General features: G+C 46.4%; 14 protein-coding genes. 5 read left to right on the top strand and 9 right to left on the bottom strand.

All coding sequences use genetic code 11. From position 1 onward, the window contains the following. The first annotated feature begins 13 nt into the window (after window positions 1-13). Window positions 14-349: a 4a-hydroxytetrahydrobiopterin dehydratase gene (locus tag D791_RS10285; RefSeq protein WP_202806857.1), complete on the top strand. Its 336-nt coding sequence runs from the start codon at window positions 14-16 to the stop codon at window positions 347-349. Window positions 350-352: 3 nt separating this feature from the next. On the opposite strand, the gene D791_RS10280 is transcribed toward D791_RS10285, so the two are convergent. The 3 genes from D791_RS10280 to D791_RS10270 all read right to left on the bottom strand — a co-directional run bounded on the left by D791_RS10280 (window position 353) and on the right by D791_RS10270 (window position 3,317). Continuing rightward, a complete protein-coding gene (locus D791_RS10280) occupies window positions 353-661 on the bottom strand; it encodes a PepSY domain-containing protein (RefSeq protein ID WP_036511170.1) in 309 nt (102 codons plus the stop codon). 72 nt (window positions 662-733) lie between these two features. Beyond that, complete coding sequence (locus D791_RS18965; protein WP_051514415.1) at window positions 734-2,203, bottom strand: GGDEF domain-containing protein; 1,470 nt, start codon at window positions 2,201-2,203, stop codon at window positions 734-736. A 136-nt stretch (window positions 2,204-2,339) separates the two neighbouring features. After that, on the bottom strand, window positions 2,340-3,317 hold the full coding sequence (locus D791_RS10270) for a helix-turn-helix domain-containing protein (RefSeq protein WP_036511167.1): 978 nt from the start codon (window positions 3,315-3,317) through the stop codon (window positions 2,340-2,342). Window positions 3,318-3,646: 329 nt separating this feature from the next. On the opposite strand from D791_RS10270, the gene D791_RS10265 reads away from it, so the two are divergent. Next, window positions 3,647-5,002 (top strand): ammonium transporter, encoded by a 1,356-nt coding sequence (locus D791_RS10265; RefSeq protein WP_036511164.1) that lies wholly within the window; start codon window positions 3,647-3,649, stop codon window positions 5,000-5,002. Window positions 5,003-5,617: 615 nt separating this feature from the next. Then, entirely contained in the window at window positions 5,618-7,171 is a 1,554-nt protein-coding gene (locus D791_RS10260) for a methyl-accepting chemotaxis protein (RefSeq protein ID WP_036511161.1), read from the top strand. 72 nt (window positions 7,172-7,243) lie between these two features. Here the strand turns inward: D791_RS10260 and D791_RS10255 are convergent, their stop codons facing one another. From D791_RS10255 to D791_RS10240, 4 genes are all read right to left on the bottom strand, one after another. After that, entirely contained in the window at window positions 7,244-7,837 is a 594-nt protein-coding gene (locus D791_RS10255; protein ID WP_036511159.1) for a YitT family protein, read from the bottom strand. A gap of 280 nt (window positions 7,838-8,117) precedes the next feature. Next, the gene (gene fghA, locus D791_RS10250; RefSeq protein WP_036511156.1) at window positions 8,118-8,969 is read right to left on the bottom strand and encodes an S-formylglutathione hydrolase; all 852 of its coding nucleotides are present in this window, start codon (window positions 8,967-8,969) and stop codon (window positions 8,118-8,120) included. A gap of 12 nt (window positions 8,970-8,981) precedes the next feature. Continuing rightward, the gene (locus D791_RS10245) at window positions 8,982-10,091 is read right to left on the bottom strand and encodes an S-(hydroxymethyl)glutathione dehydrogenase/class III alcohol dehydrogenase (protein WP_193364998.1); all 1,110 of its coding nucleotides are present in this window, start codon (window positions 10,089-10,091) and stop codon (window positions 8,982-8,984) included. 129 nt (window positions 10,092-10,220) lie between these two features. Next, entirely contained in the window at window positions 10,221-11,123 is a 903-nt protein-coding gene (locus D791_RS10240; RefSeq protein WP_051514414.1) for a LysR substrate-binding domain-containing protein, read from the bottom strand. 109 nt (window positions 11,124-11,232) lie between these two features. Between D791_RS10240 and D791_RS10235 the strand changes: the two genes are divergently transcribed. Next, a complete protein-coding gene (locus D791_RS10235; RefSeq protein ID WP_036511150.1) occupies window positions 11,233-11,907 on the top strand; it encodes a TIGR01621 family pseudouridine synthase in 675 nt (224 codons plus the stop codon). Window positions 11,908-12,005: 98 nt separating this feature from the next. Here the strand turns inward: D791_RS10235 and rarD are convergent, their stop codons facing one another. Continuing rightward, window positions 12,006-12,803, bottom strand: a complete 798-nt coding sequence (rarD, locus tag D791_RS10230) for an EamA family transporter RarD (RefSeq protein ID WP_202806856.1) — start codon at window positions 12,801-12,803, stop codon at window positions 12,006-12,008. Window positions 12,804-13,098: 295 nt separating this feature from the next. Between rarD and D791_RS10225 the strand changes: the two genes are divergently transcribed. Continuing rightward, window positions 13,099-14,166 (top strand): META domain-containing protein, encoded by a 1,068-nt coding sequence (locus tag D791_RS10225; RefSeq protein WP_036511147.1) that lies wholly within the window; start codon window positions 13,099-13,101, stop codon window positions 14,164-14,166. A gap of 72 nt (window positions 14,167-14,238) precedes the next feature. Here D791_RS10225 and D791_RS10220 read toward each other — a convergent pair whose 3' ends face one another. Next, a complete protein-coding gene (locus D791_RS10220; RefSeq protein ID WP_036511144.1) occupies window positions 14,239-16,005 on the bottom strand; it encodes a PQQ-dependent methanol/ethanol family dehydrogenase in 1,767 nt (588 codons plus the stop codon). Window positions 16,006-16,038: the final 33 nt, after the last annotated feature.

Here is a 16,038-nt window from a genome sequence, read left to right as displayed (position 1 = left end):
AAGGAGCATTGATGTGTCAAACACTTGCGATTACTGTCGGTCGGATGCAAAACGCCTAACTCAAGAAGAGGCCGAGCATGAACTCAAGTCATTAAATGGCTGGTCATTAATTGATGAAAATCCGGAAAAGTTAATGCTACAACGCCAATTCCCCTTTCCGGATTTTGCCAGTGCGCTTCACTTTACGAATCAAGTTGGGGAGTTTGCGGAGCAGGTCGGTCATCACCCCGACCTATACACCGCATGGGGAAACGTGACGGTTGTTTGGTATACCCACAAGATTAAAGGGGTTCAAGTGGGTGATTTTTTATGTGCAAAAGAAACGGATCGTATCTATAGCCAAGGCTAAGACTTAATCATCCTTCTCACGTTTCAGAATATCACCCGAGATGGCATCGACCTCAACATCCCACTCCACACCCATGGCGTCACGAATTTCAACTTTGTAAATGTAACGACCGTATTTTGTTTCCAACTCCGTGTCCTTAATGGAGCCTGGCTGCACGGCCAACGCGATGTCGTTTAATTCATTTAAATGTTTAATCACGCCGGTTTCGACCAGTCTCAGGGCTTCATCTATGCGAACATCATCAGCCATTGCCGCACTTCCCATGATCAACAAACCCGCTACACAGGATTTATAAAACTGACTCTTTTTCATACAGATACCTTTCGTTTTTTAATCACGCTCAGATCGTTCTAATTGGGTTGGACACGCATTCCAGGATTAAGTTTATGCGGCAATCCTAATCAAATTTCGCCCACCCTCTTTAGCTTCATATAAGGCCATATCTGCGCGTTTCAAGAGATCTTTGCTGGTTTCATTTTGATTGAGCAAAACTAATCCGGCACTTAGTGTGGTTTGGATCGATTTGTCATTATCAACGGAAATACTCACTTGGGCACACAGTTGGCGGATACGGTCTGAACACACTTTCGCATCCTCTAAGCTTAGCCCAGGAAAAACAATGACAAACTCCTCACCGCCGTAACGGAAAAAAACGTCATAGGCACGTAGGGTTTGATTCAACTCTGTAGCCACTTTACTCAAGACCTGATCGCCAACATCGTGCCCATAGGAGTCGTTGATTTTCTTAAAATTATCAATATCAATTAATAAACAGGATAAGGGACTGTTTAAACGCGAGGCCTTATTGATTTCGATTTCCAATAGACTCATACCATAACGACGATTAAACACTCCTGTTAACCCATCGTATATGGCCTGTTTCCGTAACTCTTCTTCAACGGTCTTCAACCAATACCCCAGTATTAAGGAGACGATAATACCCGCGAGCGTAACCAAAATATTCGCCACAATGCCTGTGATGAGCCCTGTGCGGTTATACACCAACTCAATCACTTGATCTGGAGCCCCAAAGGACATCATATGCCCACGATTTTCCTGCAGAATATAGCGTGTGAGTGTATTCCAATTTACCAGTTCTAAGGATTGCCGAGTTTCTCGCACTCGGTTGGCTCTTGCCAACACGAAGGGTTCTATCTGCTCAGGATTGGACATAGAAAGCTCCCAACCTAAGCGATCGATAATTCGAATACTGTCAATCACATCATTGCTGAGTGCGATTCTCCGCCCCACCTGCACAGGGTCCAGTTTCTTCATATACTCAGCAATGACCTCTGGTTTGATGCCAAGCTCTAAAATCCACTCTTTATCTGGTGTCGGATAATAGCCATATTTACGAAAGAGTCCGGTCAAGGTCTCTCGGCTCATTCGATCAACAACGGGCACTCCTTCCGCTCGAATCGTTTCTAAATACTCATGAAAATCAGCCCACTGCGTTAAATCTAGACCTAAATCCTGCTCGATGGTTGAAAACTCAACAATTCCCTTGCTGTTGATGATATACACATCCATTGTATGGTTAAAACGCCCCTTTAATGCCATAAGATCAAGGTCACGTGGCGATTCTCCAGATGCATGATACGCTTGCATGAACTCGTCCAAACCATCCAACATTTGTCGATCAAATACTTTTTCAAGAATCTCTAAAGCGTCGTCGATTAATTGCAAAGAATGAATGACGTCTTGTTCAACTTGATTAATCATTTTTTCGAAGTCACTGGACATTCGAATGCCATTAAACACACCAATTAAAATTAAAATTGGAATGAATACACCCAGCATTAGACGTGTAATTCGATAGAGTGATGGGGTCGCTTTATTTGGCGCTGCTTGCATGAATAGGATATCTCGACGAATGTGTGGACTGTCCCTGATTTTTTGAACTCATAGACCAATTCCAGCCATGGCTCATTCGATTAAAAAATAATCGACTACCTTAATTCATCACCATGAATTATGCATCTATTTTTTGTCACTGAATGCGCTTTGTCATGGACGGACACTCACCAAATAATCGTTTGTAATCACTTGAAAATTGACTCAAATGCCAAAATCCCCATTCACTGGCAATTTCGCCCACCGCTCGCTGCGCATGGTTCGCCTGAAGCGCACGCCGAACAGCGTTCAAGCGAGACAAACGCAAGTATTGCAAAGGACTCATACCCAGCACTGTCATAAAGCTGTACTGAAGCGTGCGACGACTGACATTGGCCAACTCACAGAGTTCAGTTACCGAAATGGGCCTATCCTTGTTGTCGTGTAAATACCCCCTAACTTGATCGACCACTTTTTTTCGATGTTTGAATCCTGACGTTTGTGTACTCACCAGCGAATATTGATCAAAAATATCCAACAGCATCAGGCAAATCAAATCATACTGAAGATGATCCGGTGGCCTTAAATCACGCGATTTTAGCACATGATCCAATAAATACTGTGCTTGCTGTAATACCTTAGGAGGTAGCTGAATACGTGGTGTATCAAATAGTGCTTTTGGTAAGGCAATATCGTGACGATCGGCAATCGCATGAAAGTCAGATTGCGAAAGTACAATCCCAAATATTTCAAAGTGCTCAGGCGTTGTTAATTCAAAGGCAATGCCACCTGGACGGCAAATAATTTTGTTGTTCTCCACTTCCAAGCCATTCACGCGGCTTGTCGAAGATGTAGGTACGGGCAACCCCAGCCAAAATGAATCCGAGCACACTTCACAATCCTGTTGCAATGCCTGCTCAGTCTCTTCTTTAAAAACATGCACCCCCATTAGCGTCAACTCTGTCAATTTACCAAAAAACTCACCATCACTGATTTGATCATACTGCTGATGCCATGTTCTTAAGCTCTCAGCTTGCTGATTAACATCAAATGTCTCTATTACAGTAGGCGCACTGCCAGGTGTCCATTGTTGATATTTGGTCTGTTTTTGTGCGCTCTCATATTGATAGGACATTTTTTGCCTCCTTTTGGTGAAGCAGGTTACCAACCCAACATCAAAAAAACACAAATCATTGATATATAATAAATTTTACTTTGCCAAAATTTGTTAACGCCCCAACTTGAGCAATTGTTAAGCTAAAAAATCATTGAATACGGCTGTATTTAAAACCGAGATCACTGTGAATAACAACTGACCCTTCGTTTTCAGTTTAACGGTTTTAAATACAGCAAAAGCTGTGCCTTTTCATGATGACGCCAGAAAAGGCACGACTAAAGATTACGAAAAAAACGACTTCACCACTGACGAAATATCTAAATTGATAGACTGAGAGGATACATCCTATGGCCTTAGAAACACCGACGTTAGAAAGTCTGCAGGCAGCGCTGGATGCGCAGCAAGCCGTCTTTGCTATGCACCAGTCGATGAATATGGAAGTTTTTTACTGGTGGTGCACCGCCATCATGCTCATGATTCATGCAGGCTTTCTTGCGTATGAAATGGGCGCTTCACGCAGTAAAAATGCGCTCGCGGCGGGTATCAAAAACATATTAGCCTTGGCGACCATTATCCCAGCGTTTTACCTATTTGGCTGGTGGATATACAACGCGTTTCCGGGCGGTTTATTGCCAGCAAGCGTTCCAGAAGCGCTTCCTTGGTCGGACAGCATGGGCCCCAATATCAGTGATATGGAAACGGGCATTTTTTGGGGAGCCTTCGCTCTATTCGGCGCCACAACAGGATCAATTCTATCCGGTGCCGTTATTGAGCGCATTCGCGTCAGTGCCTTCCTCATCTTAACCATCACCGTGGGCAGTGTCGCTTGGATACTCGCAGGTGCTTGGGGCTGGCATCCAGATGGATGGCTACTCACACAACTGGGCTATCATGATGTGGGCGCATCGGGTGTTGTCCATGCCGTTGCGGGCTTCTTTACCTTGGGCGTTTTGATCAACTTGGGCGCACGCAAGGGTAAATTCATCAATGGCGTTGCTCAAACAATTGCACCACACAGCCTCCCCATGACCTTGATTGGGCTCATGATGATCATCTTCGGCTTCTTTGGATTTTTAGGCGGTTGCATTATTTTCAACGGCGGCGATATTGGCTGGACAACAATTTACAACACACCAACGAACCTGTCCGCGTTTGCCTTTAACACGCTGATGGGCTTTTCAGGTGGCGTGATTGGATGCTATGTCGCAACGCGTGATCCTTTTTGGACAATGTCTGGCGGACTGGTCGGTATCATCTCGGTTGCCGCTGGACTTGACCTCTACGACCCAGCGCTTGCCTTCATGATCGCAACCTGTATGGGTGTTCTGGCGGTTAAGTTTGCAAAAATTCTTGAAAACAAGGGCATCGATGATGCTGTAGGTGCTGTTGCGGTCCATGGATTCACTGGCTTTGTCGCCGTTATTCTTGTTGGTGTATTTGCAGGTGGCACTCCTAACGTTGATGGCAATCCCGCCATTTCTATCCAAGGACAGTCTATCGCGGCAATCGTAATGGCGCTGGTCGGCTTCATACCCGGTTACGCAATTTCTTTGCTTCTGAAAAAACTGAGCATGCTGCGTGTACCAGATGCCGTTGAAGACTTAGGCATAGATGAAGTGGAAATTTTAGCCAAACCCTATCCTGAAACCAGTGTTCCGGCCACTCGTCCAAGTGAAGTGCCCAATAAACTGGCCAATGTTTAGACATACTTTTTAAATAATGAATAACTGGAGAAAACCATTATGGGCGCATCAATTACAGAATGGGAAAATGCAGCCGCGTATTTTACATTTGCCGATAATCCTCTGGCACTGGTTTTATTTTCAATCGGAGTAGCTCAATAATAATAGGGGTAATTGCATCGATTAAACACCATGAAGATAAGGCGTTTGATAAATATAAAGACAAATAATTTGGTCTGACCTATTTACACTAATCGTTCTTTTAAGCACCCGCTCTTATGTTTGAGGGCGGGTGCTTCAGTACGGCGATGGACAAATACGCTTACCCACCTGTCAACTCTGAAAGACAAAATACGTGCCTAGAACATACCTGTACTCGTCTACACGCGCTCACAGAGCAATAGTATCGGCATACAACTGTGTACTTTACTTATCTTAAACCTAAAGTACCCTTAGTAAATTTTCTCTATTCATTCTATAATGCACCCACACAAACACTTCTTTATTATCATCTGATAAACATAATTTTTATCATTTGCACCTAATTATTTTACGGTCTTTTTAATACCACATGATACAGAATAATTTTCCATCTTCTATGCTTACTACATCTGCAAACTTTTGAAGGATCAAGTGATGAGAAACAACGGCCCCACAACGCTAACTGAGAAGACCTTTCCTCAAGATGTCAGGCTTATTTCGGCAACCGATCTTAATGGCACCATCCTGCATTGCAATGATGCATTCATTGAGATCAGTGGTTTCTCTAAGGAGGAGCTGATCGGGCAGCCGCATAACTTGGTGCGACACCCCGACATGCCGCCCTTGGCCTACCAAATCATGTGGGAGCATTTAAAACAAGGAAAGCCTTGGATGGGGCTGGTTAAAAATCGCTGTAAAAACGGTGATTTTTATTGGGTCGATGCCTACATCACCCCAATCACAGAACAGGGAAAAGTGGTTGGTTATGAGTCTGTTCGTTCTTGCCCATCTCGACAAGATGTTGAACGAGCCGATGCCTTGTATCAACGTATCAATGCAGGCAAAGGTGCCAAATTTACGCTTCCATTTAAGCCTGAAACCCTATTTATCGCCTTCGCCTTACTCATCACCGCTGTATTATTTGCCTACGGGTTTAAAGAAATCACGCAGGCTATTTTATCCACATCCGTGATTATCTATGGTGTTGTCGTCACCTATCGTCAAAAGCATATGTTACGTTACTTGAATGAATTAACGGCCCATTCCTTTAAGCACCCTCTCGCCGTGCAAAGCTATTCCGATCATCATGCCGACCTAGGGACTCTGAGCGTTGCCATTAAGAGTCAGCAAGCCCACTTAAACACGGTGCTCACCCGCATTGAAAATGCAGCGCAATTGGTGTCAAAAGAGTCTCAAAATGGGCTAAAACTCATGTCACACACCCATGCCGAAATTAATCGTCAGCACAGTGAAACAGAACTGGTTGCAACGGCCATGAACGAAATGAGCATGACGATTGCCGAAGTCTCAAATCACTTACAAAGCACAGCCACAGAAGCTGAAACAGCCAACCGACTGGCCAATGAAGGGCGAAGTGTCGCGCAAACAACCTTAAAAGCCATACAAGAGCTGCGCGACACCGTCGCCAATATCAGTCAGTCAGTTCTGGATGTGGCGGAGCAAACAAAACTCATTTCTGAAGCCGCACAGATCATTGAAAATATTGCAGAACAAACCAACCTCTTGGCATTGAATGCCGCCATTGAGGCGGCTCGTGCAGGCGAACAAGGCCGAGGGTTTGCGGTGGTCGCGGATGAAGTACGATCGCTGGCCAGCCGTACACAAGAGTCAACCAAAGAAATCTATAGCATCATCAAACAACTCACCACGGCGGCTGAAGACGCTGTGCGAGTGGCCGATTCTGGCCGAGAAGATGCGAACACAGGCATGCAGCGCGTTGCTGAAACCTCAGAGGTGTTAAACGGTATATCCGAAGCCATTAGTGTGATTGATAACATGACCACACAAATGGCGGCGGCGGTTGAAGAACAAGCCCATGTTGCTGAAGATATTAATCGCCAAGTGGTCAATATTTCGACCTTGGCACAAAGCAGCCAATCCAGTGCAGGCAGCGCCTATCACTCTGTCGAGCAACTGCAAAAAACATCCAATGAGCTCCATGAACTTGTTATTCGCTTTAAGCGTTAAGGAAACACAAACGGATTCAAGTTGGATCTGTCTCTAAACAAAAAACGCCAGTCATCACTGGCGTTTTTCATATCAGGATACTGGTTTAACAATCGCCCACACTGGTGGCCGATGATAACGCCCCACCACTGAACTTAACAATAAAAATGCAACCAGTGAATAGGCCACCTGACTGAGTTCAAAAAACACCAATGCACAGATTAAAACACAACAGTCACCCACGAGTGTCGTCTTACCTGCATGAATCGAAAAGCGTCGTTCAAGATACACAGCCAGAATATTTAACCCACCCAGCGATGCATTGTGACGGAAGAGGATAATCAAACCGAACCCCACTAACATCCCACCTAAAATTGCTGCCATCAAGGGATCAATTTCGATGTGAATAAAACGATGCATAAGCTCAGACATGACGGATAAAAGGCTGATGCTGCAAAACGTCCGCAAGGTAAAGGCCAAGCCCAATGTCCGAGCCGCCAGTACGTAAAAAGGAAGGTTCAGAAGAAAGAAAAGCTGTCCAAATGACAGATCCGTTAAGCGTGTTAAAATCATGCCCATGCCTGCGGTACCACTGATTAACAAGCCGGAAGCATTAAGTAGATGAACGCCAAGCGCAACTAACAGACAGCCCTCAAAAATTGAGAGCCAACGATGGGTAGTACTCATAACAAATCCTCACTATTCACCTCAGCTTATGGCTGATCGGGTATAGAGATTAATAAAAGAGCTTCTTGTGGAAGCCAAAGGGTTGCATAGACTGCAAAGTAATGGCTGCATAATACATACCAATTGTGAAAAATAGCAGTATGACATGAAAAAAGAGCAGAAAATGGGAGGTTGAAGCGAATGATGGGGGTTTTATACGAGCGACCTTGGTGCAAAACTGGCTTTCTAGTAGGGTAAAAAGGTGCACATACGCACACCTTTTAGCCTAAACATGCCAAACTTAGTCAAACAAATGCTGAGCATGAAAGCGTAAATGCTCTTCAATGAAGCTCGCAATAAAGTAATAGCTATGGTCATAGCCATCTTGATAGCGAATTGCGGCGTCGAAGTTCATCTCTTGGCATACTGTCTCTAATTCCGATGTTTTCAACTGCTCGGATAGAAAGGTGTCCGATAAGCCTTGATCAACCAACAACGGAATGTGAGCCGCACCACGACGGATTAACTCAACACTGTCATAGTCTTTCCAGGACTCTACATCTGACCCTAAATACCCCGAAAAGGCTTTTTGTCCCCAAGGGCAATCGCTTGGATTCACGATCGGTGAAAACGCCGAAACACTTTGATACTGTCCCGCATTTCGCAGTGCAATCATGATGGCGCCATGCCCACCCATGGAATGTCCTGAAATCGAGCGCACCTGAGTGACAGGCAGCTCTTTTTCAACCAAGGCGGGCAGCTCAGTAACGATGTAATCATACATCCGATAATGCGCAGACCAAGGCACTTCGGTTGCATTGACATAAAAGCCGGCCCCCAAACCAAAATCATAGGCGCCCTCGGCATCATCCGGAACCTGATCACCCCTAGGGCTAGTGTCCGGTATCACCAGAGCAATTCCCAACTCAGCCGCCACACGTTGAGCACCCGCTTTCGTTGTAAAGTTCTGATCATTGCAGGTCAACCCTGATAACCAATACACAACTGGCACAGGCGTTCCAACGCAGGACTGAGGCGGTAAATAGACGCTGAACTGCATCGTGCAATTCAACGTGTCTGAATAGTGTTCATACTGGTTTTGCTGTCCACCAAAACACCGAACAGAGCTCTTCAGAACAAAGGATGTCGACATGCCAGCTCCCTGTTAGTAATGAATAACGGTTCGTATCGATTTGCCTTCATGCATCAAATCAAAGGCCTCATTGATTTGTTCAAGAGGGAGTGTATGGGTAATGAAGGTGTCCAACTCATACTCACCTTGCATAAAACGATCAACATAACCCGGTAATTCTGAGCGCCCTTTAACACCACCGAAGGCACTGCCACGCCATACGCGCCCTGTCACCAATTGGAAAGGACGTGTCGAGATTTCCTGTCCAGCTCCGGCAACGCCTATAATGACGGACTCACCCCAACCTTTATGACAGCACTCTAAAGCCGCTCGCATGACATTCACATTGCCGATACATTCAAATGAGAAGTCCACGCCCCCATCTGTGAGCTCAACGATGACCTCTTGTATCGGGCGGTCATACTTGCTTGGATTAATAAAATCAGTTGCTCCCAGTTTTTTGGCTATTTCAAACTTATCTTCATTTAAATCAATGGCGATAATTCGACTGGCTTTTGCTTGAACCGCACCAATAATAACGGCCAAACCGATGCCCCCTAAGCCAAACACCGCGACCGTATCGCCTTCTTTGACTTTGGCGGTATTGTGCACAGCGCCCATCCCAGTGGTGACACCACAGCCCAACAAGCAGACTTTTTCCAAGGGAGCGTCTTTGTTTATTTTGGCTAGCGAAATTTCGGGAACCACCGTGTACTCAGAAAACGTAGACGTTCCCATGTAGTGATAAATGGGTTGACCATCTTTATAAAAACGCGTCGTGCCGTCCGGCATCAGCCCCTTACCTTGAGTCGCACGAACCGCTTGGCAGAGGTTGGTTTTTCCTGATTTACAGAATTTACAAACACCACACTCAGCCGTGTAGAGCGGAATCACGTGGTCACCCACCGCTAAGCTGGTTACACCTTCGCCAACGGCTTCAACAATGCCAGCCCCTTCATGACCAAGAATCGCAGGAAAAATACCTTCTGGATCATCACCTGACAAGGTGAAAGCATCCGTATGACAGACACCCGTAGCAACAATGCGCACCAACACTTCGCCTTTTTGAGGCGGCATCAAATCCACCTCTTCAATGCTTAACGGTTGGCCGGGTCCCCAAGCAACGGCGGCTCTTGTTTTGATCATGTCCATCTTAACTCCTGACTTTCTTAAGCTAACGAATGTTCTTAATAGCTAACCATTATAGAGATTAAGCGGCTGGGGATTAGGGGTTGGTCAGCAAATGACTTTTGTTACTGAGAAATAATGCGCTTATACCTGAGCAAATAAGCGCAAAATATCGGGCTTTTGTGTACGTTCAACCAGAAAATCAATGAACAATCTGACTTTAGGCGAGAGATAGCGATGATGAGGGTACATAATCCATACCGCGGATTCCCGAAAGCGGTATTCATCAAGCACAGGTACTAGCCGCCCCGTTTCGATGTATTCGTCAATGTAATACCCCGGAAGCTGAGAAATTCCCATTCCTTTCAACGCCGCATCCACGAGCGCCAATCCTGAGTTCGCATGGTAGCGACCGCTGATACGGATCTCTCGACGTTGCCCGTCCACGGAAAATAACCAGCGATCTTTCGTACCCACTAAACACTGATGTTGATATAAATCCTGCAAACACTCAGGTGCCGCATGGTGCTGGAGATACTCCGGCGACGCCACTAAACGTTCATTTCGATCCAGAATGCGTCGTGCAATCAACGATGAGTCATCCAGGACACCCATACGAATAGCAACATCATAGCCCTCTTCAACCAACTCAACGCAGCGGTTGGTAAAGTGCATACGCACTTCCAACAGGGGGTACTTCAACATAAAATCATTCACAATGGGTGCGATAAAGTGCTCACCAAAGGTGGTTCCAGCCGTCAGGCGTAAAATACCTTTTGGACTGCTTTGCAAATCATTAATCGCTGCTTCAGCCTCCAAAAAGCCATCCAGCATGTGACGACAATGCTCAAAATACACTTGGCCAGCATCGGTTAAGCGTATGTGCCGAGTGGTTCGATACAAAAGCTGCGTCCCCAGTTGCTCTTCCAAGCGCGCGACCAAACGACTGACATGTGAACCCGAGACATTCAGATGTTTAGCCGCTGCTGAAAAACTACCGAGCTTTACTACTTCTACAAACGCATCAATACAGTCCCAGCGGTTCATGTCGCTTTCTCTCACTTATTATCAAACACCATTCACTTAAGGCAGTTCTGCCGGCAACAGGATAAAATGCTCTCAGACACAACGCAAAACTTCTTTAAGAGATTTCAATATGTATGACCTTGTTGCGAACGAAACGGATTTCCTAGTGGTGGATAAACACCCAGGTGTCGATTTCCACAGCCAGTCGGGTGAGGCAGGTTTAGCGGCGCAATTGCAACAGAATTTAGGGTATCCCGTATTTGCCGTCCATCGGCTCGACACACTGACCTCGGGCTTACTTCTGTTTGCAAAATCGTCAGAAGCGGCACACCAGCTAGCCAAGCGCTTTTCAGAACGACGTATACAAAAGTTCTACTTAGCGATTGCCAAAGGCAAGCCCACAAAAAAACAAGGCAAAATACAAGGCGATATGGCCAAATCACGACGCGGCCAATTCAAACTGATGCGCAGCCAAGACAACCCAGCGATTACGCGCTTCTACTCACATGCGCTACAGGAGGGGTTACGTCTTTACCTATTAAAGCCCGAAACAGGCAAAACACACCAGCTACGCGTCGCACTCGCCAGCCTAGGCACTCCGATACTTGGCGATCAACGCTACGGAGGGGATGACGCGGATCGTGGGTATCTACATGCCTATTGCTTAAGTTTTGAGTACAACTCGACTCATTACCACTATCGAAGCCCACCTTCGCAAGGAAAGATGTTCCTGACTGACAACTGTCAATCATGTATCAATACAGAGTGGTTCAGCCCTGAACACCTCGACTGGCCAACTCGGTGAAGGCTAACGCTCAAGGCTAACCACCGCAGCTCTTTGGTTACGACCCAGCCAAAGACCCAGCATAAACACCAACAAGGCTGCCCACACCAACCCAAACGTCACCAAACGTTGCGTGGGTAGTCTTCTTGAAGAATCAATACGGCAATCAAAAACTGTAAGGTTGGGTTAATGTACATAATAAAGCCAACAATCGATAAATCGAGTCGCTTGGCTGCAGCGGCAAACAGCAGCAAAGGAATGGCCGTCAAAATCCCAGAGGCAAACAGCAGCAAACTCGTCGTTAAATCTTCACCAAAAGCTAGGTCGACATCCACCTGAACAAATTGCCATCCCATCCAAAGTAAGGCCAGAGGGAACAACCATAACGTTTCAACGGTTAGACCATTGAGACTATCAACCGGAAAGTGTTTTCGGACCAGTCCATAAAAACCAAAGGATAATGCCAAGGTTAAGGGGATCCAAGGAAGTGAGCCCAAACTATACAGCTCCCAAGCAACTGCAATCGCCGCGATTCCGCCTGCAATCGCCTGTAATGGGTGCAGTTTTTCTTTTAACAACACACGCGCCAAAAACAAGCTGACTAAGGGGGTCATGTAATAGCCTAAACTGGCTTCAAGAACACGCCCTTGACCCACCGCCCAAATATAAATTAACCAGTTCGCACCGATCAAAAGCGAGCTAAGGATTAACCAAGGCATCATCGCGCGTTGCTGAAACAACTGCCAGAAAGACTGAAAACGCCCCATCACCAATACAATCGTCATCGTTGCCACCAGCGACCAAATGACGCGATTGGATAACACCTCGATCGCGGGTATCTCTTTCAGCAAATTAAAATACAGTGGAAAACATCCCCATATGACATAGGCGGCCAACGCTAGCCAAAAGCCTCGCATACAACTGACTCCATACAATTGACGGGTTGATTAAGAATAAGATGAGAAATTGGGAACGGACTTCTTGGATAATCTGCTAAAACAGATCATCATAGACTTCGATGGTATTAATCTAATTGTTTCGATTGTTTCATGCAATTAATCATCTGAAAATATTGTTTCCTAACATTCAGGATCTCGATCAAAATGCTGAACACCTCGTCATCGACGGAACGTTGTCTTGGTGTAAGTGCCTGACATCTTGGCACACCCATGAGTAAAATGCAGAATGACTCTACAATAGGAATTGTGAACAATGCGTATTCATACACGTAGTACCCTAGCCTTATCCACTTGTTTGTTGATGCTGGCTGGCTGCAGCAGCCAAAGCACGGTTGCCCCCTCAGCACTGGCCACGCCCGATCAAGTCACCACACCTATAGCGCCTCAATCTTTTTCTGGAGTGTTGCCCTGCGCCAGCTGCCCTGGCATTGAAACTCAGCTTGATCTGCTCCCAGATGGTCGCTATTTTTTAACGGAAACCTATCAAGATCGCGCCAATGCCACCTTTACTCGCGCTGGACATTGGCAAATAGATGAAACACGCTTATTGCTTCAGCACGAAGATTCAAACCTAGTCTTTTTTGCGACAGAGAGTGGGGGTTGGCTGCAAGCCGATACTGAAGGCCGTCCTATTCAATCCAACCTAAACTACGAAATACGTCCAGTAGAGTGGGCACCTAAACCCTTAGCAATGAGTATAACGGGCATGCTGGTGTATTACGCGGATGCCGCGAGTGTCGTCGACTGCTCGACCGGAACGCGTTTTCCCGTCGAAATGACAGAGACTTGGCTTGATATAGAGCGCACCTATTTATCCTCGATTAGCGCCCCTGGCAGCTATTTACAAATCAATGCCGACGTATCCCTCAATTGGCAGACACCTGAAGAAGGCCCTGCAAATTACTACTTGGCCTTTAACACTCTCACATCCTTCACACCTGCAACGACCTGTGGAACCTCTCTGGAAAAAATCGAGCACCATGAATGGCGACTGCGCGAGATCACAGACATATCACGTCAGGCCTTACCGGAAGAGGGTAAACCCTTTATCAAAGTCAGCGGTCAACAGTTATCTGGGCATACGGGCTGTAACTCGCTTGCTGGCTCAATCACCTTAGACGGCAATCGAGTCACCTTGGGTCCTGTGGCCACCACTCGTATGTTCTGCATGCAAACAGCCGATTTGGAAACCCAGTTTTTACAGACGCTCGAACAGGCCACCTATGTGAGCCTTGAGGGAGCATATTGGACTTGGTATAACGAAGACATGGGAAGACTCATGTCCTTCGAACAAGCCGCCCCTCGTTCTATATCTCAATAGCCTAACAACAAACACCCCCATGCGCTCAGAACGCATGGGGGTGTTTTAATCAACGAACGCTCTGCTCAGCGCTTATTCGTAGGCTTTAGGAAGCTTAAAGGTGAAGACTGAACCGCCTTGGTTAAAATTACTGACGCGCTGCGCCACCTCGCCGCCCCATAACGGAACTGCTCCACCCCATCCAGACACAACCGATACATATTGTTCGTCGTCCATTTCCCAAGTGACAGGCGTTCCTACAATGCCGGAGCCAGTATTGAAGCGATAGAGCATTTCACCGGTCTTCGCATCAAACGCCATCAAGTAGCCTTCAGGGTTACCCGTAAACACCAGGTTTGATTTGGTCGTCATAACGCCGCCCCATAAAGGCGCATAGTTGTTGTAACGCCAGACTTCTTCACCGGTTTTTGGATCGATGGCACGCAGAACACCAATATAGTCTTCATGTATCGGACGAATCGTAAAACCGGCCCCCAAATAAGCAGCCCCTTTACGGTAGGTCACATCTTCATTCCAGATGTCCATTTCCCACTCATTGGACGGTACATAGAATAGACCTGTCTCTTGACTATAGGCCATCGGCATCCAGTTTTTACCACCGAGGAAGGACGGAGCCGTTGTTACAGTTTGACCTTGAGTGCCTTCGGTTTTAGCAGGATTGCCAGGACGGTTATCATCGTTAAAGATAGGGCGTCCATTTTCATCTAGGCCAGACGCCCAAGTGATTTTATCGACAAAGGGGAAACCACGAATAAAGTCACCGGATTCACGCTCTAATACATAGAAGAAACCGTTACGATCCGCCGTTGCCACCGCTTTAACCGTCTTACCGTTTTCTTCGTAATCAAATGAGATCACCTCATTCACACCATCGTAGTCCCAACCGTCATTTGGTGTGGTTTGGAATGACCAAACAATTTCACCCGTATCAGGATTGAGCGCTAAGCGAGAAGAAGAGTAGAGGTTGTCGCCAGGACGTAAATGTGAGTTCCAAGGAGCAGGGTTACCGGTTCCAAAGAACAAGAGATTGGTGTCTGGATCATAGCTTCCGCCTAACCAAGTGGCAGCGCCACCTGTTTTCCACAGATCGCCCGGCCAGGTTTTTCCAGCCTCGCCACCGGTGATGCCGTTTTCAACCTGCTGGCCATCCTTCCAGATGTACCCCATGTGCCCTTCTACCGTTGGACGCGTCCAAAGCAAATTGCCTGTTTTGGCATCATAGGCTTCTACTTTACCCACTACACCAAATTCACCACCGGCAACCCCTGTGATGATTTTGTCATTGACGATCAGTGGAGCCGCTGTGATTGAATAGCCCTCTTGATAGTCACCAACGGTTTTACGCCACACCACACGACCTGTGTCTTTATCGAGCGCCACCAGACGTGCATCCAAGGTGCCGAAAATCACTAGATTATCATACACACCCACACCACGGTTAATCACGTCACAGCAGGGCATGATACCGTCCGGTAAACGAGCATTGTATTCCCAAAGCTCCTCACCCGTTCTCGCATCAACTGCAAAAACACGCGAGTAGGATGCCGACACATACATTACCCCATCCACAATAATGGGTTGTGCTTCTTGTCCACGTTGCTTCTCGCCACCGAACGAAAACGCCCAAACAGGACGCAGATCTTTCACGTTATCCGTATTTAATTTTGTTAACGGACTGTAACGCTGTTTTTGCAGACCCATACCATCGGTCACAATTCGGTCTGTGGTCAGATGGTCTTGCAATAAGTCATCATTGGTTACCGCGTGAGCTTGCCAGCTCAAAGACATAGCAGCGACCAAAGCGCTGATTGCAAAATATTTACCATGGCTTGGTTTCATGTTGATCACCTTTACGGATTATTGTTGTTTTCC

The sequence above is a fragment of the Nitrincola nitratireducens genome, from assembly GCF_000585235.1.
GTDB lineage: Bacteria > Pseudomonadota > Gammaproteobacteria > Pseudomonadales > Balneatricaceae > Nitrincola > Nitrincola alkalisediminis.
This window is presented reverse-complemented; position numbering and strand designations above follow the sequence as displayed.